Consider the following 24,287-nt stretch of genomic DNA (forward strand, 5'->3'; position numbering starts at 1 on the left):
CGTCATTGCGAGGAACGAAGCAATCTCGTAAATATTTAGGAGATTGCTTTAGTCGTGCCTCCCTCGCAATGACGGTGGGGCTTTGAAGAGGCCGTATCATGTATGCCTCAAACTACCATTCCAAAACAACGCATCATTTGGCCTGACAACCTCAGAGCCTTGGCTACAGTAGCTGTAGTGGTGCTTCATGTTTCCAGTTCTATATTATATGAATGGGGCAAAGTATCTTCTTCCGATTGGTGGACAGGAAATATATATGATTCTTTAGTTCGCTGGTGTGTCCCAGTTTTTTTGATGGTGACGGGTGCGTTGCTCATTCCAAAACAAGATACTTTTGCTGAAATTATAGCAAACAGAATTGGGAAACTCATCGTGCCTTTTGCCTTTTGGAGTTTGATATATTTGATTAATTCGCTCTACATACAAATAATTCAAGATAATGAGATGAGCATTTCTCAATGTTTTGTATATATCGCCAAAAGCCTTTACCATGGCACGTCTTATCACTTATGGTATATCTATGTTCTGCTGGGAATATATTTACTTTTGCCTACTATATCCAAAAATTTAAACCTTTTATCTGATAAGAATTTATTATATATTATACTTCTTTGGATGCTGATATTATGTCTGAATTATATACCAAGTTTGCATTTTAAACCCTTGGCATTTGTGGGATATGTAGGCTATGCTGTTTTTGGTTTTTATTTATTTAAAGTGTCCATCAATAATATAATGGCTTTTCTAATGTTGGCGGCAGGTTTAGCCATCACTGCTTATGGCACGTTTTACTTATCAAATCAGCAAAAAGGTTTCAATGAAATGTTATACAATTATAATACGCCGCATATTGCAATTATGGCAGCAGGAGTTTTCATATTGGCAAAAAATGAGACGAAAAATTATAATAATAAATGGTTTGTGAAAATCAGAAATGTTATAGCACAAAAAAGTTTGGGGGTCTATTTAATACATGTACTTATTTTAGAAATCTTAAACAAGTTCGGAATAGATTGGTTTTACCTGGAACCTTTACTGAGCATACCATTTACAGCTATGGTTTGTTTAATTATATCAACTACAATAGTATATTATGGAAGTAAATCTCAAGTTGGAAAATATATATTTGGATGAATTTTTTTCGTCATACTGTTCGCCGCGGCGAATCGTCAATAGGTAGTACCGACACTCAATATATAATAGTCCAAAAGAAAGGGACTAAATATAGTAGTTCGGCATTACCATTCTACAAACTAAATCCGCCACAGGCGGAGAACTATTATAGTTTAAGAATTGGTATAATTATTATATTACCAATAATTAAAAGACGAGGCGAAGAATCTGCTGGGGAAGTAAGCATCTTCCAACCAAAACAGATTCTTCGCAGTAAAGCAATTTTCATAATGGCGGGAATATATCCTATTTCTGCGAATCCATTCCCTCCAAAAAACACCTGCGGCAACGCGGTTCATATAAATCTTTTTCACCCAAAACAACAAGGCCACCTTCGTTTTTTTTTCGATACGAATGCATAGCAATATCTCCACATTGCACACAGATGGCGTGTACCTTGGTTACATAATCGGCAATTGCCATAAGGTTGGGCATTGGGCCAAAGGGTTTTCCCAAATAGTCCATGTCGAGCCCTGCAACTATTACACGGAGACCGCTGTGGGCAAGCTGCTCACAAACTTCTACCAAACCCATATCGAAAAATTGGGCCTCATCAATTCCAACAACACTTGCTTCACGAACCAATAATAATATATTACCCGAAGCGGGCACGGGCGTAGACATAATTGCATTTGCATCGTGCGACACTACTTGCTGTTCATCGTAACGAGTATCGATGGCTGGTTTAAATATCTCGGTTTTCTGATTGGCGATTTTTGCCCGTTTCAATCTGCGAATAAGTTCTTCGGTTTTGCCCGAGAACATACTTCCGCAAACAACTTCTATCCATCCTTTTCCGTGGTTTCCATATTTGGGTTCTATAAACATTTCGGTACAAAAGTAATGATTTATTTACGTAATAATAAATTTGAAAACAGTAAAAATGGGACTTCAACTATATCATTTTCAATATTCAAAAACAAAGACTTTTTTGCAATCAAATAATGCGTTTTATAATTAATAATTTTACTTTGATCAATAGTCATGTGCTTGCTTTTATATAGTTTATGAGCAAAGTGGAATACCGTATCTGTTTTGTTAACAAGGGACTGTGTGGTAGTTTGATAGACACCATTGGTGTCAGAAATATAATAACCCTCCTTGCTAAAATTAATAAAATGATTGTTTTTTAAATTCAATTTCTTGAGCAAACGTCCATTCAAATCAAAATTATATATTATATTTTTTTCATCGAACATTAAAATGCTTTGACCATTATCATATAATATTTTCACTTGCAGTTTATCGCCCGTAGTTTGTTCTAGGTTATTGGTCTGTTTGATAATTTCACCCTTGCCATTAAATTTGATAATTTTTTTCAGGTTGGCATCGAACAACAAAAATTCATTGTCATAACTTTTTGCAAATGCAGAATAATTTTGCCCCAAAGTGTTCAAATCTATCTGGAACTTAAAAGTAAGGTTATTATCTGTTACCAAAACTATATTGTCATCTGCATAAAAAACACTGATATCGAAAGGATTTGAAGCATCGATAATTGATGCTGCCCCAAAACTTTTAAAATGCTGTGTGACCAATATTTTTAAACTACTGTCATACTTTAAAATATCACTATTGGCATTTATACTATAATAGTTCCCATTTGCACCTTCCACCAATTGTTTGCAGTTTTTCAATAACACCATACTATCTAGCTGCTGAGCCGCAATAGGATTTGCAAGCACCATCGCAAAACAAAGAACCAATAAGATTTGATATTTTTGAATTATTTTCATATTTGTTTGCAAAAATCCTTTTTGTTACGCAATTTTGACCTGATCTTAATAGAACCAATATGCAAAGTAACAACATAATACTTTTATTGCTTATCACTTTTTGTTTTTCTTGCAAAAACAATACAGAAGAAACGTATAAACCAAAAGAAACCAATTTTAAACTCTCAACTTTTAGCTGGCTGCGTGGTACTTGGGTGGGTAACTCAGCTAAAGACTCTACCTCGTTTACCGAGTCGTGGGCTACCGACAGTAATGGGAATTGGGCTGGTAGAGGCTTAATGCTTTTTGGAAAAGATACTGTGAACGAGACCATCGGCATATACAAAGAAGAAGATCGCGTTTATTATACTGCCAAAGTGGAGGGACAAAACTATGGAGGAACTACTCGTTTTCTATTAAGTGATACAGCTAATGGGCAGTATGTGTTTAGTGACGACGAGCATGATTTTCCGCAGGTTATTATATACAAACAGACTTCGCCAAATAATTTTGAAGCTACGCTAAAAGGAATAAAGCATGGAAGATTTCAAACAAATATATATAAGTTTGAACGGAAGAATTGATTCCTTATCATATTTTACATGCAGCAGATTAATAACTTCGAGGCATATCTAAAAGCGTATCAAAATTCCATAAATAATCCTGAGCTATTTTGGAGTGAGGTAGCTAACGATTTTCATTGGACAAAACCATGGAAATCCACGCTGGAATGGAACTTCACCGAACCTCATATACAATGGTTTAAAGGTGGAGAAACCAATCTCTGTTATAATTGTTTAGATCGGCATTTGCCCGAAAAAGCAAATCAAACTGCTATCATATTTGAGCCCAATAATCCTAATGATGTGGTAAGAAAGTTATCGTACCAAGAATTATATATAGAAGTTTGCAAATTTGCCAATGTATTAAAATCATTGGGCGTAAAAAAGGGGGATCGAGTATGCATATATACGCCCATGGTGCCCGAGGGAGCCATCGCCATGCTTGCTTGTGCAAGAATAGGTGCTGTTCATTCTGTTGTTTTTGCTGGGTTTTCTGCTACTTCTTTGGCTGATAGAATTAATGACAGCGAATGTAAAATATTAATTACAGCCGATGCAGTTTATCGTGGCGACAAACTTGTCGCACTCAAAAATATAGCAGATGATGCTTTGCAAAATTGCCCCTCCATCGAGCATTGTATTATATATAATAACCGCAGCGAGAATGTGAATATGGTAACTAGTCGTGATTTGTGGTGGCATGAATTGATGACTGATATAAGTGCTGAATGTCATTCAGTACCAATGGATGCAGAAGATCCCTTATTTATATTATATACTTCAGGATCTACCGGAAAACCAAAAGGCGTATTACATACTACAGGTGGCTATATGATATATGTGGGCTATACTTTTTTAAATGTATTTAATTACCAGAAAGAAGAAATATTTTGGTGTACTGCCGATATTGGTTGGGTTACAGGACACAGCTATTTGATATATGGTCCGCTATTGAATGGTGCTACTACCGTCATGTTTGAAGGTGTTCCAAATTTTCCAAATGCAGGACGATTTTGGGAAGTAGTAGACAAACACAAAGTTAATATATTTTATACAGCTCCCACGGCTATCCGTGCATTGGAAGCCCAAGGTACGCAGTGGTTTGATGGAAAAAGTTTATCAAGTTTAAGAGTATTGGGAAGTGTGGGAGAACCTATTAATGAGGAAGCTTGGCAATGGTATCATAAAAATGTCGGTCATACAAATTGTCCGATTGTAGATACTTGGTGGCAAACAGAAACGGGTGGAATTTTAATATCGCCGATTGCTGGTATTACACCTTTAAAACCTGCCTTTGCAACCTTGCCCTTGCCCGGAATCCAACCTGTGTTAATAGACACAGAAGGAAAAGAAATTGAAGGGAATGATGTAGAAGGAAATCTATGTATTAAGTTTCCTTGGCCTGGAATGAGTCGTACTTTATATGGGGACCACGAACGTTTCCGACAAACTTATTATAATACGTATCACAATTATTATTTTACAGGCGATGGTGCCCGACGAGATTCAGAAGGTTATTATAGAATTACTGGAAGGGTGGATGATGTGATTAATGTGTCGGGTCATCGCATAGGAACAGGCGAGGTAGAAGATGCAATTAATAGCCATGCGTCGGTAGTAGAAAGTGCGGTAGTTGGTTACCCGCATGAAATAAAGGGACAAGGAATTTTCGCCTTTGTTATTATAACAGAATACCAAGAAAATTTGAATGTAGAAATTAAAGAGGCCGTTTCAAAAGTTATTGGCCCCTTTGCCCGACCAGATAAAATTATTATAGTTCCAGGTTTACCAAAAACTCGTTCAGGAAAAATTATGCGTCGTATACTGCGTAAAATTGCCGAGGGTGATGTATCTAATTTGGGGGATACATCTACCTTGCTCGACCCCGGAGTTGTGGAGCAGATAAAGGTGTTGGCGGGGGTGTAGCGGTGTGGTTGGTGATTTGATAACTTTGACTGCGTCGACGATTGCAAAGTTGTCAAATCTTCGTGTCGTGGCAAGTTGTCAAATCTGCATCGTGTACCAAATCAGCTCGTGGTTTAATACGCACCATCAAATGAAAATGATTGCCCAATAAACAATAGGTATAAGTATCCACTAGGGGCGTTAAATATTTATCATATTGTTTTAGAAAAAAACTGTAATTCCTTTCATTACAGAACATAGATTTTTATCTATGCTTCTTTTGTATACATGATAAAATTTATCTTCTTCGAATCGGGTATAATAATGTGCGACTTTTGCCATATTTGTAGTGGGTTATAATATATTCCAGATACAATATTCTGCGGCAAATTTGACAATTTGTGTTGCCGGGGAATTTGTGGGTCGTATATTTGACAACTCTGCCAAACACCATCAAAAAAGGCGGAGGAAAAATATATAATGATATATTCCCTCCGCCTTGCTAACGATTATAAATTATAAATTAATTCCCGCACACGCAGTGGCCTGCGGCATCACATGCTGCTTTACATTCACCGCTGCAATCGCTACAGCTACAAGCATCTTCCTTGTCGCAACTGACATCGCATGATGAGCCAGCTATATTTGAAGCTACTGTTTTTGAAGTAGCTGCACCTTGAACAGTTTTACTATCACAACATTCGCTGCCAGGGGTGCATACACAGTGACCTGCTTCATCGCATTTGGCTTTGCATTCGTCTGGGCAATCTTCGCAAGTACAGGGTCCGTCACTATCGCATTTTGTATTCGTAGTTTGTGAGGTTTTGTCCTTTTTGCAACAGGCTTTTCCTTCTTCTTTGCAACATGAACCATTGAACGCGTATACTACGCCTGCTATTCCTACTACCGCAACAATGGCGGCAATTATCCAATATGATTTTTTCATTTTAGTATTTTGTTTATTTTAGTATACCCTCACGGCGATATACCATTTGTTTAATTAAGCAACCGTAATTTGCTATAATAATAGATGTTTAATTTTTGTGGTAGATTTGACAACGCAGCCAAAGCCTGTGCGAACACGGAGTTGTTAAAATGCGGTGGTTGATTTGTCAAATCAGTGCTGCATAATCTCAGCAACTAAAACGCCCTATAAGCAAATGTTTTCGATATTTGCTAACTAAAGGCGGCCCATGCAAATTGATATAGTGAACATCGTAATTAGATGGGATACTTGCAAGATGATAAATAGGTGCAGAAGGGAGCAGAGCCATGGAACAAGAATGATTGGGCTCAGTAATACTAGCTGCGGCTACATGGTCGGTATGAACTTTCAAATAGAAATTTTGATCATGGCAACAACCTTCTTCTTCACATCCTTCATCGCAACCGCAATCGGCATCTGCACCACTGAAAATAACAGCACTAAGCTCCTCACCGCAGAAATGCAATCTCACTGCCACCCCAGTAATACTAAGGATATAAAGCGAAACGGCAAAGATGGCTGCGAACTTTTTCATAATTCAATTACAAAGTTAGTGCATTGCAAGAGTACAGCCAAATTTATTTTTGGGGCAAACCGTCATTCTGATCCCGACTTATCGGGATTCAATTTGAAGAATCTCATTATAGTTTGCACTATATCAAATAGGTCTTCGAATTCATGAGATTCTTCGCCCGAAGCGGGTTCGATAGCTATCGGACTCAGAATGACGGTTCCAATTATATCAAAGGCACTACAATCTTAAAACTAAAATTCCTACCCATATTATTTATCCCACTTCTGCCCGTATAATTTTGAGGATAATTGTCCATATACTTTAGTCGGCTCATATTGCTTTGATATACCATATTAGTTAGGTTAGTACCTATTATATTAAAAGTGAAAAGTATATGTCCTTTTTTATTTACCACATTTGCACCAAAACCCGCATCCAACAACGTGTATCCTGCTGTAAAGGTTTCTGTGCCATAAGCTAGAAAAACTCTATTTTGTGGAGCATTATATCGAACATCAAATTTTACAAAACCTTGGGTGAAACACAGCCACTTTTTATTGAGTTCAGCACGGATTTCGTGCGATGTTCTTAAAGGTGGAATAAGAGGCAAATACTTGGTACTATCATTTAAAATTGCCCCGTTTCCTCCCAAATTTTGTGCATATACTACCGAAATTGCATTTTCAAAATGCAACCAATCATAAGGATGTGGATGGGCATCAACAGATACTTCTCCACCCCACAAACCTGCATTGGTTTGGTGAAATTTGAATACTGGATATGCATTCCCATTTTGATTATATATTGAATCACCTCCTTGTATATTTAGTAGTTTTTGATTATATATATAATAGCTAAGTCTGTTATAAAAAACCTCACTACTTATAGTAAAATGTTTACCATAATAAAATGCTCCAAAATCGCTCTGCAGGCTAAATTCGGGCTTGAAATTGGCATCGCCTAATTGTTGGAAACTGGTGCCGGGATGTACTCCTTTTGCAGAGATTTCTGCAATATTTGGTGAACGATAACCGCGTGCAATATTGAACTTATAACATAGTTTTTCACTTCTATTATAGGTTGCCCCGATGCTCGAGCTCATCCCCGAAAATATATGTTTGTAGTTTTCAAACTGCCATGAAATAGTACTGTCATTCATATTATAAGGTGTTTGTATATCAAAACCATTTGTGGCATCTGTTTTTGTATATAATGCTTGGTTGCTGAACGAACGTATATCATATCTTGCTCCTACACTAAAATCAAATTTTTTTACCGACTTTTTGATATAAAAAAATGGGCCTATGTCAAATGATTTATAGGCCGGGATAACAAAATCGGTAGCGGTTGCAGCATTTTTGTTTGACTGAACCATGCCATTCAACCCTGCGGTAATATGGTATTCTTTATACGGTTGAAAAATATATTTTATATCATAAGTTGCAGTGTTTAAAATTAAATTTAGTCCTGCCAAATCCGCATACAATGGATGGCTATATTCCCGTCTATGACTTTGTTGCAAACCAAGCTTGACCGTGAGTCTGCTCTTGCCGATAAAAAAGTTTGTGGCAGAATATAAACGATAATGTTGCACATGCTGATGTATTACATTAATATCATAAGAATTCAAATCGCGAGCGTCAGCAATAAGGCGAATAGTATCTTCCTCACTTACTTTTTTCGTAAATTTGCGTGTTGCAGAATCACGACTGCCATCGGGGATCTCTTGTATGTTATCATATACTGAAAAATTTAAAGAACTAATTCCCCATTTTTTTGCTATCCCAATATTTGCATTTAAATCCCTTTCATGGTATTTGGTCCCGAATACTTTTCCATCGTATTTATTATAATAATTACTCGCTTGTTTTTCTGACATTCTAAAGCCCCATATAATGCCTTTGTTATTTCCTGCAAGCCCTAAAGAAGTAGCCCATTGCTGATTATTACTTTGATAATTTCCAGTAAAATTTCCGCGTATCAGCCCCCTAGCAACTGGATTAGCAGGAATTAAATTTACTACTCCTGCCAATGCATCCGAACCATACATTAAACTGGCAGGACCTTTCACAATTTCTATACGGTCTATTAAATATTGATCTACTTCAATGCCATGCTCATCGCCCCATTGTTGGCCGTCTTGTCGCACGCCGTCAAATAAAGTTAGAATACGGTTGTATCCCAATCCTCTTATATAAGGTTTTGATACATTCGGTCCTGTAGTAACCGCACTCACGCCTGGAACTTTTGCAATTAAGTCTATAATATTGGCGGCTTGATTTTGTTGTATATATCTTCTATCAATACGCACCATAGGTATTGGACTTTTTCGTTCGTCGGTGGGCGATCCTACACCTGTTACTACTGCACCATGCAGCTCAACTGCTGAGTGTGACAGTACCAAAGAAATTAAACTTTTCATGGTATTATTTATCGTGATAATTTTTTGAGAAAAACCTGTTGCGGAAATCTCTACCAAAAAATTCCCACTTGGTAAGTTTTGTATATTAAAAAAACCTAAGCTGTCTGATAATTCCGTTGTTTTTAAATCGGGAATATATATAGTTGCTGAGATTATTGGTTTGTTGTCTTCGTCTATTACCCTACCTCGTATACCGTCTTTGGCGAGTAGTTGTAGGGGTAAAATATATATAAGTATTTGTATGATGTGTTTCATTGTTTTTTTTGGTTTGCAGTCATTCCTATTAAATCGCCATTGTGTTCGCCGCGGCGAATTGTTTCAATACGAAGAATCTGTTGGATCGTAGTCGAAACCCGCTCCCTATGAACAGATTCTTCGTCTCGTTTATAAAGTATTTCTAAATATTAGAAATTATCGTTTGACGAGACTCAGAATGACGTTGATGCTGACTCAGAATGACGGTAATGAATGATGTTAAAAGAAATAAAATGGGTTAATCAATAGTAAAAAAACTATAATATTAACAAAAACCAAAAACAGGTGGCCCTTTATTGGCAGCACGCAACAAAAATTCTTGGTGCGAAGCTATATATATAATTTGCTTAGGAGCAAGTAATGTTATAATATCTTTTTGAAATGGAAGTGTTGCACTTTCCAGATATTTTGCTGTTTCAAATTTGCATAATTTGCAGTGTTCTTTCTCGGTAGTAATATGCTGACTATGTCCACAGATTGATTGTGTTAGATTTCCAGGCAATAAGGTGGCTACCATACAAGCATGCTCGGGCTCATCGTGAATATGAGTTGGGTTCACACAAACTTCAAACTCATGCTCGTGCCACAAACCTGCAGGTATTTGGCAGAAGCTGAATACCACTAGTATGAACCAAGTTTGTAGCTGTTTGTAAAATATCATTTGCGAGGGCAAAGATAGGGGAGGGATTTTGGATATAGGACATAGGATTTTGGATATGGTTCGCCGCGGGGAATGGGGGTTGCTGACGCATGATTTAATTGCGATGTTTATGAACTAAGAAGTAGGATTTAGTGCTTGCTACTATAAGATTCTTCGAATTGAATCCCGATAAGTCGGGATCAGAATGACGGCACAGGACTACAAATCCCAAAGCCTATTGCGGCGGCGGCGGCGGATATAGCGTGTCATGTTTCGCCAAAAATCGACCACCATGCCAGCCACCACAAAGGGTGACCCTATAGCGATAAAACTGGTATATATAAAAAACATCCGCACCCTGCGGCTCTCAATACCCATGGTGTCGCCAAGAAAGCTAAACATTTTGAAGGCTGATTTTTCTATATAATACTTTAATTGTTCCATATACTTTTATGAACCACAAATATATTAAATTTCTTTTACAAAAAAATAATTTTATTCTGTCTTTTTTATCCCTGTTCCCATAGTACTTTTGCTTATTGATGCGTTCACGTTTTTTTTATATAGTTTTAGGAATAGGTCTCTTACTTGCGAAGCAAGCAGATGCCCAAATTTTTGAGCAAGAATCCATTGCCAAACAAGAGCTGGAATATCATCTTAAAAAACCACTTGCCAAGCCACGGTCATTTACGGCCAATTATCATGTGCATCATTACAATTTGAATTTATTATTGAATCCCGATACACAATATGTGCAGGGCAGTAATGCGGTATCTCTTAAAGTATTGAGCAATGCATCGTCCTTGGAAATTGATTTGAGCAGCAAGCTAATTGTCGACTCACTTTTCTCAAGCAAAGGCAAAGAAAAATATATTCATTTAGCTGATGTTATATATATAAATTTAGCAAGTTCATTACCGAAAGGAAGCTCAGAAACTATAACTATATACTATCATGGAAGGCCGAGTGGAACTGGATTCGGATCGTTTGGAATAGGTAAGAATAAAACAGGTAAAATGCTATGGACCCTCTCGCAACCTTATGGGGCAAGCGATTGGTGGCCTTGCAAAAACACTTTGAATGATAAAGCTGACTCCCTTGATGTATCAGTAACTACTGGCAAAACATATAATGTTGCCTCAAATGGGTTATTGGTTGATTCAAGCACACAAGATACATTTATTACAAGACATTGGCGACACCGTTATACCATTGCTGCCTATTTGGTGGCAGTTGCCGTAGGGCAATATGATATATATAGTAATTGGGCTCATTTAAAAAACGACAGTGTTGAGATATTAAATTATGTGTTTCCTGAAAGTTTGCAGAGTGCCATAACGAATACAAAGGATGTGGTAAGTTTTATAGAACTCTTTAGTAAATTATTTATTGACTATCCATTCAAAAAAGAAAAATATGGACATGCCGAGTTTGGTTGGGGCGGTGGAATGGAACACCAAACTATGAGTTTTATGGGTAAATTTAATTGGGATTTGGAAGCCCACGAACTTGCCCACCAATGGTTTGGCGACTGGGTTACCTGCGGCAGTTGGCAGGATATTTGGCTCAATGAAGCATTCGCTACTTACCTCAACGGACTTACCTATGAATTCTTAAAAACACAACAGGATTTTACCAATTGGAAAGCTCAGGTTTCTGATGGTGTGATGCTGTTGCCCGATGGTTCAGTGCTATGCAAAGACACTAGCAATGCGTATAAAATATTTGATAGCCGATTGGTATATAGTAAAGGTGCGATGGTATTGCACATGTTGCGTCAAACACTGGGTGATTCCTTGTTCTTTTTGGCTTGCAGAAATCATTTGAATAACCGCGGAGGAAACTATGCAGTAACCACAAATTTTATTGATGAATGTGAAAAAACTACAGGCAAAAAACTCGATACATTTTTCTCCGAATGGTATTATGGCGAAGGTTTTCCTATTTTCAATATCTTGTGGGAACGCCTGCCATCAGGCGAGTTGAGCATTGATATAGAACAAAATCCATCCAGTAGCACGGTTAGTTTTTTCCATATCCCTGTGGAATTACAATGCAAGAATGGAGTTCAGTTTTATGATTTTAAATTATACCCACAACAAAATAAAGAACATTTCACCCTCAAACCTCCCTTCGATGCAGATACTATAATATATAATCCTTATTATAATTGGTTGGGTTCTGCCACATTAAAAAACACAACAAACTTAACAGGAAAAGGCGAAGTATTATTGTTATTCCCAAACCCCGCAAAAGACAAATTACAGATCAAACTATTATATCCCAATACTATAAAAAGTATATATATAACCGACAACCATGGCAAGCTAGTCATGGATTGGAGCACCACAGGTAATCCTTCTAATTTTTATGAAGCAGATATATCAACATTTTCATCGGGAGAATATATAATAACGGCGGTAAACCAAAATGGGCAAAGGTTTAGTGAGAAATTTGTGGTTTTGTAGGAATATTGAGCAAAAAAAATTATTTTGTTGTTTGGAATCAGCGTATTACATTTGTGAATTGACATTAAATTGTATATAGATCATGAAAAATAGTACTTTATTAATAATAATATTTAGCAGCTTAACGTTTAATTCAAATGCTCAAGACACAATACCCAATGCAAATTTTGAGCAAAGCATTTATTACACTGATGCAGGCAATATCACGCACATGCATACTAATTTTTGGAAACTTAGTGATAGTACAAATATTTGGTTAGAAAAATATAATAAAAATATTTTTTAACCTTTTGAAGGCAATTACTCTGTAGATGTAACAAAAAGTTCTTCAGGCGACCCGACTTATTTATATCAAAAATTCCCCTATACTGAGAGGCCAAAGACATTTACTATGCAAGTTTTTTTTGATCATTATGGCAATTCTGAATACCATTATGTAGAGATTATTTTTGAAAAAAACAATAAAAAGATATCATATAATAAAACCATATCCGAGTCCATGTATTATAACACGAATAAGGATACTAATTCCTTCTGCTACCCATATTTAATGGTAGTGCCTATTGATTTCCCTACTAATGATACCCCGGACTATTGCACCATTAAAATATGGTCTGCAAATTGTGAACCAGGTAGTTACCATTTACCAGGCGATAGAGTAATAATCGATGATTTAAAGTTCCATAAAGTGGTGGTGTTATCGTCTAAGAATGTAAATACTGGCTTAAGTGAACCGACTACAAGTAATAATTATAATAGAGCGACAGAGAAATATCCATTAAAATTGATACCTAATCCAGCTGGACAGTTTTGCATATTAAATTATTCTCTCAAAGAAGCGAAGCAAATACAGATAGCCATATATGATGCCCAAGGTAAATTAGTTAAAAATATACTAAATCAAAAACACTCAGCAGGAGATTATAGTATTAATATTGAAACAGCTAATTTAAGCGAAGGCGTATATTTCGTAATGTTAAGCTGCGATGGGATTTCAACTTCAGACAGATTAGTAATTATGCATTAGTATAATATACGAATTGCGGTATAAATAGCACCATTATTTGAGTTCGGAAACTCAAAACTCCACTCGGGCGGCATGATATACTATTTCGTCTCCGATTCATGAGATTCTTCGCCCGAAGCGGTTCGCCAAGGCGAATCGTTGACCTGATGCGAGAATATGTCTCCGATTCATGAGATTCTTCGTCTCGTCTTTTAAGAATTTGCACATATAATAATTATCCTCTTGACGATTCGCCGCGGCGAACAGAATGACGGTCATCTGCCGCGGCGAAGCACCGACCACATACTATCCCGCGATCTCATCCAACAAATCCGCCATTTGCTGCGTAATCTTATCAGCATGATATTGTTCTATATTTTCAAATTTGAATTGATGTGAATCATTTATATAATCATCAAACATATATTTAATTGCAGCGTAGGCCTCATCCACATTGTTAAATTCTGCAGTAAGTCCAGCTTTACATTCTGCTACAATATTTGGCACATCGGCAGTATGCGGACCTATTACCAATACAGGACGTTTACAAGCCAAATATTCAAATATTTTTGCAGGAATACGTCCATTTACATTATCGGCTCTGTTCAAGGTTAGTAGTAATATATCAGAATTTCCCATACGTTGTAAAGCATCTTTACGGTTGAGAAATCCGAGATTGTTTAAATTATTTTTAAGTCCATTTTTTTCAATTGCATTTACGATAGATATATCAATACTTCCAGCCAATTGTATTTCTAATTTCTTAGCGAATTCAGGGTTTTCTGCAGCAAATTTTCCCATGGCTTCCCATAATTCTGTCGGGTTACGATCGCTACCAAAAGTACCAAAATGACTCAATATAAATTTATCAGATTTATGATAGGGTTTCAAATCACTAAAATCTTGTGGATCGAAACCCCAAGGTATATATTCTACTTTTCGTTGGGCTAGCTCACCCATATCTTGGGTCCACGAGCGACTCACAATTACCAACTTGTCGGCATGTTTCATTACCTCTGCTTCTTGCCTGTGGTGCAGGTCTTCTGCACGTTTGCCCAATTTGAATTTGTGAAAATAATCTACTTGTGTCCAAGGGTCTTGAAAATCCGCAATCCAGGGAATACCAAAATGTTTTTTCAAGGCCAATGCAATTAAGTGTGTAGAATGTGGTGGTCCATGCGAAATAATCGCATCAATTTTATTTTCTATTATATATTTTTTTAAATATTTAATAGATGGTTTTATCCAAAATTTACGGGCATCAGGCACAAAGAAATTACCTCTTACCCAAATTCCGAGTTGCTTTGTCCATGGCTCTTTGCCATCGCTCACTGCAAAAACATCTTTCACTACTTCTTTGCGTTTGTTGCCAGTAATCATATTAAAAAACGCATAGGGCTCAAATATATTTTTCTTGATAATTGTTATATCTTTTGGCAGCTTATGGTCCGCTTTCTCATCAAATAATGGATACGCTGCATTCTCTGGAGCATAGATAACAGGTTCCCAATTGCATTGCTTAAAGTATTTGGCAAACTTCAAACTCCGCAGTGGGCCTATGCCTCCACAAGGTTCCCAATAATAAGTAATATATAATACTTTCTTCACTTGTTAAAAAATAATTTGCGGTACCAATGATATAATTTTGTTTCATTCATTTTACTCAATAGCCAAACTTTGGTCCATAAGAATGGATGGCGTATCATTCTCAATATATATATATAAGTAGGAAAATAAAATTTAGCTATTTGATTATTTTCTATCATATTTCTAAAACGCTGCTTATGGCTCATGCCAACGGTTTCATAAGATGCCACAGTTTGTGGAATATATAATGAATGGTCACAACTTTTAAAATAGTTGACAAACCATTCTTGGTCGGCGAGAATTTTATATTCCAATCTATATAATCCCAATTTGTTAAATAATTCTTTTTTGATAAATGCTGCTTGGTGACAAAGTGCGATCGAGAAATAATAATCTGTAAAACTTACTTTTCTACCCTGCACAAAATCCACACCGCTGGGATGGTTCTTAAAAAACACATCTCCATAAATCATATCATATTTCTCTTGTTGGATATAACTGTCAATATCCGAAAGTATATTTTCGTTGAACAAACAATCGCCAGCATTTAAAAAATAGACAAACTCACCTTCGGCTCTTTCAATACCTTTATTCATTGCATCATAAATTCCTTGGTCTTTTTCAGAAATAAATTTTACATGGGGAAATTTCTTCACCACATCCATTGTCGCATCTTTGGAACCCCCATCAATTACCCAATGCTCAAATCCTTTGAAAGATTGGTCAGCAGCACTCTGCAGTGTTTCGACCAGTATCTTTTCAGCATTGTAGGTTACGGTGATAAGCGTGATGGATGGGTTCATATATGAGCGTACAAAAATCTATGAAAAAAGGTAGAATTTATCCAAATCAAGAGATAGAAAAAAACTTATAGTATAACTAATTCATTTTCTATCTCTTATATTTGATTCCGAATGCTTTCGTTCCGAAAGCATTTGATCTTTTTTAAATAATTATCCTCATTCGTTGCGGTGAACGTGTTTCGGCGAAAATAAAATTTCTTTTTAGGTGATTATCATAGAAATTTGCCGAACTGATGGATAAAACAAATATTGCAATAATTGGCAGCGGAAGCTACAGTACTGGCATCGTGAAAATACTGTCGGATAACAAGCAGGCGGGCATTGGCGATATTGGCAACCTGCATTGGTACGTCCGCAGGCCGCAGGTATTGGAGCATATCAGCAAGTTTAAACACAACCCCAATTATCTAAGTTCGGTCGAGCTACACACTGACAGCCTGATACTTGATAGCGACTTAAAAGCCTGCATCGCACCATCCGATTGGGTGCTTATTGGCGTTCCTTCGGCTTTTGTAAACACCGCTTTACAGAATTTAAAGCCTGCCGACTTTGTTGGAAAAAAAATAATTACCGTGGTGAAAGGCTTGGTTCCCGAAACAAATGAAATTATTGCCGATTATTTATTTACGAAGTTTCTGGTTCCTTACGAAAATATATGTATGATAACTGGGCCAAGTCATGCCGAGGAGATTGCTTTGGAGAAACTCACGTACCTCACTTTTGCTTCTTCGCCCATCGATTTGGCAAAGACCATGAGCCAAACATTTTCCAATCATTATATAAATACAACCATTACTAACGACTTAAAAGGTGCGGAATATGCAGCAGTGCTAAAAAATGTTTTTGCATTGGCTGCGGGTATATATCATGGCTTGGGATATGGTGATAATTTCCATGCGTTTTTTATTACCAATGCCTTAAAAGAAATGAAAAAATTTGTATCAAAAGTTTCGCCTATCGAGCGTGATATAGAAGATGCGGCATATCTGGGAGATTTATTGGCCACGGGTTATAGCAGTTTTAGTCGTAATAGAATGTTTGGAAACTTGATTGGAAAAGGATATACAGTTACTGCGGCAAAGGCTGAAATGAATATGATAGCCGAAGGATATTATGCCACAGGTTGTATGTTCGAAATAAACAAAATACATCAGGTAGATTTACCTATTTTGGATGCCGTTTATGAGGTATTATATATGCACGGTGATACAGCAGACGTAATGAAAAAACTTACCGAACGCCTATACTGATGCAAGTCGAACTCAAGCAGAAATATTCAGGACATAAGCAAAATATATATGCTTTGGAAACGCGTGGCCAACACTTTTATACAGGTGGTGGCGATGGCTATGTGGTAGCATGGGATATGGAAAAAGGCGATATGGGTGAAGTGATTGCACAAACCAATGCACCTATATATTGCATCACGATATTTGCTGAAAAGGAATTGATGTTTATTGGCACTGCCCATGGCAATATGCATGTAATTGACCTTAAAGAAAACAAAGAAATTAATTTCATTGTGCTCGAGAATAAAGGTATTTTCAGTATCAAAATTGTGGGTGAGAAATTATATATAACAGGCGGTGATGGTATATTATATATATTGGCATTAGCCGATTATCATATTATACAAAAAATTCAGGTATCGAGTAAAAGTTTGAGAGGTATAGATATTTGGAATGAGCTACTGGCATTGGGCACTGGTGAAGGACAGGTTAGAATTTTGGATATGAATACCGGAAAAATGGTAAGTGAATTCACTGAACAAATTCAAACAGTTTTTGCGGTGAAGTTTTCGTCTGATGGTAATTATATATATAGTGGTGGTCGCGATGCACTGTTGGTTAGTTATGATAGGATGGAACAGAAACTCATTTCAAAAATCCCTGCACATACTTTACATATACATTCCATAGAATTATCTCCCGATGAAAAACTTTTAGCTACTTCCTCTATGGACAAAAGTATTAAAATATGGGATAGAAATAGTATGGAGCTATTGAAAGTAATTGATGCCCCTAAATATGGATTACACCTGTCGTCGGTGAATAAAATAATATGGGTCAATCAACAACAAATTTTGAGTGTGAGCGATGATAAAACTGCAGCATTATGGCAAATAGAAAATTAGTTTTTATATTTTTGATGTTCTTTTTGTCAGCCAAACTATATGGTCAGGATACAAGGAAGATGGCTATGGTGAATGATAAACTACAAAAAGAAAAGCTCGCTAAAGTCAAATACGCATCTGCCAAAAAAAATAAAAATCCTGTACAACTTGTTTTTTCAGGATTGTTTTTATCCTACAAGTATTTAATTTCAACGCAGGATGGGAATAAGTGTAATTTCTATCCAACCTGCTCAGAATATGGAATGATGAGCGTGAAAAAACATTTCTTTGTGCTTGGGTTGTTGGATACTTTTGACAGGCTTACACGCTGCAATGGCAACCACGATGCCTATGAATATGATGAAGAAAATGATTGCTATATAGATTTACCTTGAGAATTATATATATACTTTCTTTCTTTTTTTGTGTGAATATCATTTCTGCACAAAATATATTTGATGAAACTAATTCACGCAGGTATGCCGACCATTTGCAACAGGTATATGATTATAAAAAAGCAACCGCAGAATACCTAACTTGTTTAAAAACCAAACCCCAGAATGATACCTTAAAAGAATTAATTGCTGCCAATTATCTGCGTTTGAAAAAATATAGACAAGGTATAAGCTTGTGCAAAACAATTACACCGCAATATTTTTCAAAGAATACCAGTTTGCTTTTTTTGAACCATTGCCGTTATGCAAGCCAATACCAGCAGGCCGATTCGTTTATGAGAAACAAATATGCAAAGAACGATTCTTTACTATTAGTATGGGGAATGGAATATAAATGTAATGAACTGGATTATTCCCATTATTATAAATGGTTAAAGAAGAACGAACAGGTATATAGTAATTTATCGGCCACCGAAAATTATTATGAATCTTTAATGAAGACACGCCCTAAAAGTCCCTTAAAAGCGGCATTGATGTCAACGATTATTCCAGGTTGGGGGAAAATATATACGAAACAAAAGCATGATGGTATTGTGGCATTTATAACAGTAGGCACTTTGGCATTTCAAGCATATCGAGGATTTCACTTACAAGGGGTGAAAAGTGCTTATGGGTGGATATATGGTGCTGTAGGTGCTGGCATGTACTTGGGAAATATATATGGTTCATGGAAATCGGCCAAGAAATATAATTCGGGCCAAAAAATATATTATAAGAAAAAAGTTGAAATGCTTTCTTTTAATCTGCTTTAGTTGTTTTGCTATTATGGCAAAAGGACAAACTGCTGAGGAAACTTATGCTGCAGGGTGGGAGTATGTATTAAAACAACAAACAGATACTGGTCTTTCTTTAATTGACCGTGCCGTATTTTTCAAACCCGATTTATTGTCAAACAAAGATTGTTTTGTATTGGGTGATACTTTGTTTTTTCAATCTAAATTTGAATTGGCAGATATATATTATACCAAGGGATATGAACTGTCGTATATCGATAGTATAAACGACGAGATGCTAATAAAGATGGCAGGTTCAGCCTATTTTATTCATAAATATGAGACCTCAATGAAGTATCTAAAAAAATCCAAAAACAAAACATCATACAATTATAACTATTATATGTTTGTGGATTTATGGTCTCTCAAAGTTTATGATTCCTCTTTATATTATTTAAAAACACTCCTGCCCGATTCAGTATATTATCATACTTTAGAAAAGAAAGTACATCATATTGATAAAATATCTCCACAAAAAGCACTCATTATGAGTTTGTTTATACCCGGCCTGGGCCAAGCCTATGGACATGATATCAAAAATGCTCTAAACTCATTAGCAATAAATTCTCTATTTGTATATGCAATGGTGCGTACTGTAAAACGTTACTCTTGGCTCGAAATGGTAATGGGTGTATTGCCTTGGTGGGTGCGGTATTACCGAGGAGGGGCAGTGCATGCAAAAGATATTACCTATAAATACAAAAATGAAAAAGCAAGGAAGTTGTTGTTGGAAGTGAATGGGTATTTGTTGAAGGGGGTATGAGGTTAAAAAGTATAAATTGAATTGTGGGAAATAAAAAGATAAATTGTGGAAGATTTATACGTTTATATTGAAGATATTTGCCATTATAGATTAAAACTAAGTTATTTATATATGACTTAAAATTAAAACACTATGGCACTGAGCTGGAATGAAATAAAAGAAAGGGCATTATGTTTCTCCAAAGAATGGGCTGACACAAGCATTGAGGAAGCAGATGCGAAACCATTTTTGATTGAGTTTTTTAATGTGTTTGGAATTAGTAGTAAACGTGTTTCGACCTTTGAACACCGAGTAAAAAAACTTGATGATAAAGATGGCTATATAGACTTGCTATGGAAGGGAACTATATTAATAGAAATGAAAAGCGGGGGTAAAAACCTTGACAAAGCATATAAGAAAGCAAAAGATTATTTACACGGACTTAAACAATACGAACTACCAAAATACATTCTTACTTCTGACTTCGAAAAATTTAGACTATACGACCTTGAAGAAGGTAAAATAATAGAATTTAAACTAAAGGAATTAGTAAATAATGTTCAGCACTTTGGATATATAATAGGCTATCAAAAAAAGGTATATAAAGAACAAGATCCCGCAAATATAAGAGCGGCGGAATTGATGGGTAGGTTTCATGATAGGCTAGAAGAAATAGGATATACTGGACACCCACTGGAAGTATACTTGGTTCGCATACTTTTTTGCTTATTTGCAGAAGATACTACTATATTTAATAAGCAACAATTTCAAGAATATATAGAACAAAGAACAAGTGAGGATGGAAGTGACCTTGCTTCTAGAATGCAGGAATTGTTTCAAGTACTAAACACCCCATCAGAAAAGAGATTTAAAAACCAAGATGAACAACTTGCAGACTTTCCTTATGTGAACGGAAAGTTGTTTGAAGAAAATTTATCAACTGCAAGTTTTGATAGCAAAATGAGACAATCATTATTAGATTGTTGCTATTTGGATTGGAGTAAAATATCGCCCTCTATTTTTGGCTCGATGTTCCAGAGTGTGATGAACCCTAAGGAAAGAAGAAACCTTGGAGCACACTATACTAGTGAAACAAATATATTAAAACTGATTAAACCGCTATTTTTAGATGAACTGTGGGAGGAGTTTGAAAATATAAAAGGTAATAAAAACAAACTGTCTGAATTTCATAAAAAGTTAAGCATACTCAAATTTCTTGACCCTGCTTGTGGCTGCGGAAACTTCTTAGTGATCACATACAGAGAATTGCGGTTGCTTGAACTAGAAATTTTGAGGCAACAATACAGAAGCCAAATGGCAACAAGTATTGAAAGTATTATTTGGCTTGATGTAGATATGATGCATGGAATAGAGTATGAAGAATTCCCTGCAAGAATTGCGGAGGTTGCAATGTGGCTTATAGACCACCAAATGAACATGCAAATAAGCAATGAATTTGGACAATACTTTGTTCGGTTGCCATTGAAGAAAGCCGCAAAGATTGTTAACGAAAATGCATTGCAAATGGAATGGCGAGATTTGTTAGAAAAGCAAACCATAACATTTGAGACGGATAACACAACCTTAATAATAAATGAACCATCTGCAAATTATCAAAGTAAATGTTAGAACAAAGAACCTAACAATTATTGATGAGAGAAAGTTTAAAACAGAGAAAATTATTTTTAAAAATACATTTGACTATATTATAGGAAACCCCCCTTTTATTGGAAGTGCATATCAAAACGAAGCACAAAAAAGAGACATGGATTTAATTTTTTCTGGTCTCAAAAGTTATGGGATGTTAGATTATGTTGCTGCTTGGTATAAAAAAGCTGCCCAATTAATAATGAATACTAAAACCAAGGTTGCATTTGTATCAACCAATTCTATAACACAAGGCGAACAACCTGGTATTTTATGGACAATTCTGTACAATTTATATAAAGTAAAAATTCATTTTGCCCATCGCACTTTTAGTTGGAGAAATGAAGCAAAGGGGAATGCGGCGGTACATGTGGTTATTATTGGCTTTGCAAATTATGATGTCGCAAACAAAACTATTTATGAGTATGAACGCATAAAAGGTGAACCGCAAGCTATAAAAGTAAAAAATATCAATCCTTATTTAGTTGAAGGGAAAGACATTGTTTTATTGTCACTCGCACAACCAATATGTCATGTTCCCAAAATGCAATCTGGAAGTGCGGCAAGAGATGGAGGGTTTTTGATTTTAAAAGATGATGAGAAAAAAGAGCTTGTAAGCCAGAACCAATCAATAGAAAAATATCTAAGTCGCTTTATTAGTGGTGATGATATTATTAACAATATAGTTAGATGGTGCATCTGGTTAAAAAATGCAACCCCATCAAATATAAGGAGTACAAAAGAGTTTCAAGAAAGATTTAAAAAGGTTAAAGAATTCAGAGAAAAAAGCACAAGAGGTGGAACAAAAAAGATGGCAGAGCTACCATTTTTATTTGCTGAGGAAAGACAGCCAGAAAGTGATTTTCTTGTTATCCCAAAAGTTTCATCAGAAAATCGAAGATATATACCGATAGCGTATTTAACCAAAGATTATATTGTTTCAGATAAGACGTTTGTTGTTCCCAATACTACCTTGTTTCATTTTGGTATTCTAACCTCTACAATGCACATGGCATGGATGAGAGCTACATGTGGGAGATTAGAAAGTAGATATAGCTATTCAAACACTATTGTATACAACAATTTTCCTTGGCCTTTTTACCCAGGCGACAGGCAAGTAAAAGTGATTGAGAAAGCAGCACAAAAAGTATTGGATGCAAGATTAGAATTTCCTAAAAGTTCTCTTGCTGATTTATATGACCCTTTAACAATGCCGCTAGCATTGGTAAAAGCCCATAATGAACTGGACAAAGCGGTAGACTTAGCTTACAGACCGCAACCGTTTACAAGCGAAGCAAACAGAATAGTCTTCCTATTTGAACTGTACGAAAAATATACGGCAGATTTATTTACTAAAGTGAAAGTAAAGAAGAATACCATTACCTATTACGTTTTAGTCCAAAATGTTCATAACTTTTTTTAAATTATATTGGACTAAAATATAATAGGCTATCTTTGTAAAAAAAAAGACATGTCATCACCTAAACTATTTACTATAAAGGAAAGCGAAAATGAGATTAAAAATTTGATAAAGTCCAGCACGCCTATAATAAGCAAGCGGTTTCGAGCTTTGCTTATTTTTAAACGATATGAGAAGACTGGCATATCAAAGCGGGAGGTTGCTGATGAGATTGGTGTCAATCATAATAGTATTCAAACATGGCGATCTGCTTATATATCCGGAGGAGTTGAACAACTAAAACTACATTCCAATACTGGGTACAAGCCAAGTCTAATTATTGGCAATCAAGCACAGGCTTTAGAAAAAAAATTACACGATCCAAGTAACGGCATTGTTGGATTTGTTGAACTATTAGATTGGTTTAACAAGGCATTTGATACTGATATAAATTATAAGACATTTCATGGATTTGTTGTAAGAAAATTTAAAGCTAAAATAAAAGTAGCAAGAAAAGTTCATGTAAAAAAAGACATAGAAGCTGTTGAGGCCTTTAAAAAAACTTCGATCAGATCTGCAAAAAAATTATCGCAGAAAACAAAAAAGAAAATCAAACAGTAAATTTGTATTGCCAAGATGAGAGCCGTTTTGGGTTGTTTACAAGAAATGGAAGAGGCTTAACAGCAAAGGGTGTTAAGCCTGTTTCTAATTTTCAGCAGGTCTTTAAATCGCTGTATTTATTTGGTGCATTCTCTCCCATAACAGGTGAACATTTTGAATTGGAAATGCCATATTGTAATACTGAAACCTTTCAAGTATTTTTAGAAAAATTCTCTGAATTAAATCCCACTGAATTAAAAATTATACTGCTTGATAATGGAGCCTTCCATAAAGCGGAACGATTAGTTATACCCGAAAACATTATTTTACTCTTTATCCCCCCATACTCCCCTGAACTAAATCCATCAGAAAAAATATGGTGGAAGATGAAAAGAGCTTTTACAGGAAAACTTCATAAAACACTTGATAATGTTAGCGAGTTCATTACTAATGAGGTTAATATTTTAACCAAAAGCGAAATTAAAAGTATTTGTGGTTTTGAGTATCTTTTTTCTTGCGATT

Annotated in this window: 24 protein-coding genes and 1 pseudogene; 15 read left to right on the top strand and 10 right to left on the bottom strand. The window is 35.8% G+C overall.

The features are described from left to right. Window positions 1-102 precede the first annotated feature (102 nt). Complete coding sequence (locus SGJ10_06175; protein MDZ4757712.1) at window positions 103-1,134, top strand: acyltransferase family protein; 1,032 nt, start codon at window positions 103-105, stop codon at window positions 1,132-1,134. Between the two features lie 285 nt (window positions 1,135-1,419). On the opposite strand, the gene SGJ10_06180 is transcribed toward SGJ10_06175, so the two are convergent. Further along, window positions 1,420-2,001 (bottom strand): thymidine kinase, encoded by a 582-nt coding sequence (locus tag SGJ10_06180; protein ID MDZ4757713.1) that lies wholly within the window; start codon window positions 1,999-2,001, stop codon window positions 1,420-1,422. 20 nt (window positions 2,002-2,021) lie between these two features. Beyond that, a complete protein-coding gene (locus SGJ10_06185) occupies window positions 2,022-2,909 on the bottom strand; it encodes a hypothetical protein (protein ID MDZ4757714.1) in 888 nt (295 codons plus the stop codon). A 59-nt stretch (window positions 2,910-2,968) separates the two neighbouring features. Here SGJ10_06185 and SGJ10_06190 point away from each other — a divergent pair, with 59 nt between their 5' ends. Together SGJ10_06190 and acs are read left to right on the top strand one after the other, a co-directional pair. Then, window positions 2,969-3,472 carry a DUF6265 family protein gene (locus tag SGJ10_06190; GenBank protein ID MDZ4757715.1) on the top strand — a complete coding sequence of 168 codons (504 nt, stop codon included), beginning with the start codon at window positions 2,969-2,971 and terminating at the stop codon, window positions 3,470-3,472. An 18-nt stretch (window positions 3,473-3,490) separates the two neighbouring features. Beyond that, complete coding sequence (gene acs / locus SGJ10_06195) at window positions 3,491-5,377, top strand: acetate--CoA ligase (GenBank protein ID MDZ4757716.1); 1,887 nt, start codon at window positions 3,491-3,493, stop codon at window positions 5,375-5,377. Between the two features lie 52 nt (window positions 5,378-5,429). Here acs and SGJ10_06200 read toward each other — a convergent pair whose 3' ends face one another. The 6 genes from SGJ10_06200 to SGJ10_06225 all read right to left on the bottom strand — a co-directional run bounded on the left by SGJ10_06200 (window position 5,430) and on the right by SGJ10_06225 (window position 10,616). Continuing rightward, window positions 5,430-5,615 carry a hypothetical protein gene (locus SGJ10_06200; protein MDZ4757717.1) on the bottom strand — a complete coding sequence of 62 codons (186 nt, stop codon included), beginning with the start codon at window positions 5,613-5,615 and terminating at the stop codon, window positions 5,430-5,432. Between the two features lie 264 nt (window positions 5,616-5,879). After that, window positions 5,880-6,302, bottom strand: a complete 423-nt coding sequence (locus tag SGJ10_06205) for a hypothetical protein (protein ID MDZ4757718.1) — start codon at window positions 6,300-6,302, stop codon at window positions 5,880-5,882. Window positions 6,303-6,489: 187 nt separating this feature from the next. After that, a complete protein-coding gene (locus tag SGJ10_06210) occupies window positions 6,490-6,876 on the bottom strand; it encodes a hypothetical protein (protein MDZ4757719.1) in 387 nt (128 codons plus the stop codon). 202 nt (window positions 6,877-7,078) lie between these two features. Beyond that, complete coding sequence (locus tag SGJ10_06215; GenBank protein ID MDZ4757720.1) at window positions 7,079-9,532, bottom strand: TonB-dependent receptor; 2,454 nt, start codon at window positions 9,530-9,532, stop codon at window positions 7,079-7,081. Window positions 9,533-9,797: 265 nt separating this feature from the next. Further along, window positions 9,798-10,193 carry a hypothetical protein gene (locus tag SGJ10_06220; protein MDZ4757721.1) on the bottom strand — a complete coding sequence of 132 codons (396 nt, stop codon included), beginning with the start codon at window positions 10,191-10,193 and terminating at the stop codon, window positions 9,798-9,800. 198 nt (window positions 10,194-10,391) lie between these two features. After that, entirely contained in the window at window positions 10,392-10,616 is a 225-nt protein-coding gene (locus SGJ10_06225) for a hypothetical protein (protein ID MDZ4757722.1), read from the bottom strand. 98 nt (window positions 10,617-10,714) lie between these two features. Between SGJ10_06225 and SGJ10_06230 the strand changes: the two genes are divergently transcribed. The 3 genes from SGJ10_06230 to SGJ10_06240 all read left to right on the top strand — a co-directional run bounded on the left by SGJ10_06230 (window position 10,715) and on the right by SGJ10_06240 (window position 13,667). Further along, window positions 10,715-12,640 (top strand): M1 family aminopeptidase, encoded by a 1,926-nt coding sequence (locus SGJ10_06230; protein MDZ4757723.1) that lies wholly within the window; start codon window positions 10,715-10,717, stop codon window positions 12,638-12,640. An 82-nt stretch (window positions 12,641-12,722) separates the two neighbouring features. After that, the gene (locus SGJ10_06235) at window positions 12,723-12,926 is read left to right on the top strand and encodes a hypothetical protein (GenBank protein MDZ4757724.1); all 204 of its coding nucleotides are present in this window, start codon (window positions 12,723-12,725) and stop codon (window positions 12,924-12,926) included. Between the two features lie 105 nt (window positions 12,927-13,031). Beyond that, complete coding sequence (locus tag SGJ10_06240) at window positions 13,032-13,667, top strand: T9SS type A sorting domain-containing protein (protein MDZ4757725.1); 636 nt, start codon at window positions 13,032-13,034, stop codon at window positions 13,665-13,667. 285 nt (window positions 13,668-13,952) lie between these two features. On the opposite strand, the gene SGJ10_06245 is transcribed toward SGJ10_06240, so the two are convergent. Together SGJ10_06245 and SGJ10_06250 are read right to left on the bottom strand one after the other, a co-directional pair. Next, a complete protein-coding gene (locus SGJ10_06245; GenBank protein ID MDZ4757726.1) occupies window positions 13,953-15,254 on the bottom strand; it encodes a glycosyltransferase in 1,302 nt (433 codons plus the stop codon). Further along, a complete protein-coding gene (locus tag SGJ10_06250) occupies window positions 15,251-16,036 on the bottom strand; it encodes a glycosyltransferase family 2 protein (GenBank protein ID MDZ4757727.1) in 786 nt (261 codons plus the stop codon). The genes SGJ10_06245 and SGJ10_06250 overlap by 4 nt, the downstream gene beginning before the upstream one ends. Before the next feature lie 233 nt (window positions 16,037-16,269). Between SGJ10_06250 and SGJ10_06255 the strand changes: the two genes are divergently transcribed. From SGJ10_06255 to SGJ10_06295, 9 genes and pseudogenes are all read left to right on the top strand, one after another. Next, entirely contained in the window at window positions 16,270-17,286 is a 1,017-nt protein-coding gene (locus SGJ10_06255; GenBank protein MDZ4757728.1) for an NAD(P)H-dependent glycerol-3-phosphate dehydrogenase, read from the top strand. Further along, window positions 17,286-18,170 carry a cytochrome D1 domain-containing protein gene (locus SGJ10_06260; GenBank protein ID MDZ4757729.1) on the top strand — a complete coding sequence of 295 codons (885 nt, stop codon included), beginning with the start codon at window positions 17,286-17,288 and terminating at the stop codon, window positions 18,168-18,170. Before SGJ10_06255 ends, SGJ10_06260 begins: the two co-directional genes overlap by 1 nt. Continuing rightward, on the top strand, window positions 18,152-18,544 hold the full coding sequence (gene yidD, locus SGJ10_06265; protein ID MDZ4757730.1) for a membrane protein insertion efficiency factor YidD: 393 nt from the start codon (window positions 18,152-18,154) through the stop codon (window positions 18,542-18,544). Before SGJ10_06260 ends, yidD begins: the two co-directional genes overlap by 19 nt. Continuing rightward, window positions 18,541-19,356, top strand: coding sequence for a hypothetical protein (locus SGJ10_06270; protein MDZ4757731.1), 816 nt, complete (start codon window positions 18,541-18,543; stop codon window positions 19,354-19,356). The genes yidD and SGJ10_06270 overlap by 4 nt, the downstream gene beginning before the upstream one ends. Before the next feature lie 13 nt (window positions 19,357-19,369). Further along, window positions 19,370-20,140: a hypothetical protein gene (locus SGJ10_06275; GenBank protein ID MDZ4757732.1), complete on the top strand. Its 771-nt coding sequence runs from the start codon at window positions 19,370-19,372 to the stop codon at window positions 20,138-20,140. Window positions 20,141-20,272: 132 nt separating this feature from the next. Then, window positions 20,273-21,673, top strand: a pseudogene (locus SGJ10_06280) (type IIL restriction-modification enzyme MmeI). Window positions 21,674-21,713: 40 nt separating this feature from the next. Next, window positions 21,714-23,189, top strand: a complete 1,476-nt coding sequence (locus tag SGJ10_06285; GenBank protein MDZ4757733.1) for a type IIL restriction-modification enzyme MmeI — start codon at window positions 21,714-21,716, stop codon at window positions 23,187-23,189. 48 nt (window positions 23,190-23,237) lie between these two features. Beyond that, the gene (locus SGJ10_06290; GenBank protein ID MDZ4757734.1) at window positions 23,238-23,786 is read left to right on the top strand and encodes a helix-turn-helix domain-containing protein; all 549 of its coding nucleotides are present in this window, start codon (window positions 23,238-23,240) and stop codon (window positions 23,784-23,786) included. Further along, window positions 23,753-24,287: IS630 family transposase (locus tag SGJ10_06295; protein MDZ4757735.1), on the top strand; the 535-nt coding region annotated here is incomplete at its 3' end. The genes SGJ10_06290 and SGJ10_06295, both read left to right, overlap by 34 nt.

The organism is Bacteroidota bacterium (genome assembly GCA_034439655.1).
Taxonomy (GTDB): Bacteria; Bacteroidota; Bacteroidia; order UKL13-3; family UKL13-3; genus CANJUD01.

Coding starts and splice junctions, on each gene's coding strand:
- SGJ10_06175 (MDZ4757712.1), top strand. CDS start 103: ATGCCTCAAACTACCATTCCAAAACAACGCATCATTTGGCCTGACAAC.
- SGJ10_06180 (MDZ4757713.1), bottom strand. CDS start 2,001: ATGTTTATAGAACCCAAATATGGAAACCACGGAAAAGGATGGATAGAA.
- SGJ10_06185 (MDZ4757714.1), bottom strand. CDS start 2,909: ATGAAAATAATTCAAAAATATCAAATCTTATTGGTTCTTTGTTTTGCG.
- SGJ10_06190 (MDZ4757715.1), top strand. CDS start 2,969: ATGCAAAGTAACAACATAATACTTTTATTGCTTATCACTTTTTGTTTT.
- acs (MDZ4757716.1), top strand. CDS start 3,491: ATGCAGCAGATTAATAACTTCGAGGCATATCTAAAAGCGTATCAAAAT.
- SGJ10_06200 (MDZ4757717.1), bottom strand. CDS start 5,615: ATGTTCTGTAATGAAAGGAATTACAGTTTTTTTCTAAAACAATATGAT.
- SGJ10_06205 (MDZ4757718.1), bottom strand. CDS start 6,302: ATGAAAAAATCATATTGGATAATTGCCGCCATTGTTGCGGTAGTAGGA.
- SGJ10_06210 (MDZ4757719.1), bottom strand. CDS start 6,876: ATGAAAAAGTTCGCAGCCATCTTTGCCGTTTCGCTTTATATCCTTAGT.
- SGJ10_06215 (MDZ4757720.1), bottom strand. CDS start 9,532: ATGAAACACATCATACAAATACTTATATATATTTTACCCCTACAACTA.
- SGJ10_06220 (MDZ4757721.1), bottom strand. CDS start 10,193: ATGATATTTTACAAACAGCTACAAACTTGGTTCATACTAGTGGTATTC.
- SGJ10_06225 (MDZ4757722.1), bottom strand. CDS start 10,616: ATGGAACAATTAAAGTATTATATAGAAAAATCAGCCTTCAAAATGTTT.
- SGJ10_06230 (MDZ4757723.1), top strand. CDS start 10,715: ATGCGTTCACGTTTTTTTTATATAGTTTTAGGAATAGGTCTCTTACTT.
- SGJ10_06235 (MDZ4757724.1), top strand. CDS start 12,723: ATGAAAAATAGTACTTTATTAATAATAATATTTAGCAGCTTAACGTTT.
- SGJ10_06240 (MDZ4757725.1), top strand. CDS start 13,032: ATGCAAGTTTTTTTTGATCATTATGGCAATTCTGAATACCATTATGTA.
- SGJ10_06250 (MDZ4757727.1), bottom strand. CDS start 16,036: ATGAACCCATCCATCACGCTTATCACCGTAACCTACAATGCTGAAAAG.
- SGJ10_06255 (MDZ4757728.1), top strand. CDS start 16,270: ATGGATAAAACAAATATTGCAATAATTGGCAGCGGAAGCTACAGTACT.
- SGJ10_06260 (MDZ4757729.1), top strand. CDS start 17,286: ATGCAAGTCGAACTCAAGCAGAAATATTCAGGACATAAGCAAAATATA.
- yidD (MDZ4757730.1), top strand. CDS start 18,152: ATGGCAAATAGAAAATTAGTTTTTATATTTTTGATGTTCTTTTTGTCA.
- SGJ10_06275 (MDZ4757732.1), top strand. CDS start 19,370: ATGGCAAAAGGACAAACTGCTGAGGAAACTTATGCTGCAGGGTGGGAG.
- SGJ10_06285 (MDZ4757733.1), top strand. CDS start 21,714: ATGAACCATCTGCAAATTATCAAAGTAAATGTTAGAACAAAGAACCTA.
- SGJ10_06290 (MDZ4757734.1), top strand. CDS start 23,238: ATGTCATCACCTAAACTATTTACTATAAAGGAAAGCGAAAATGAGATT.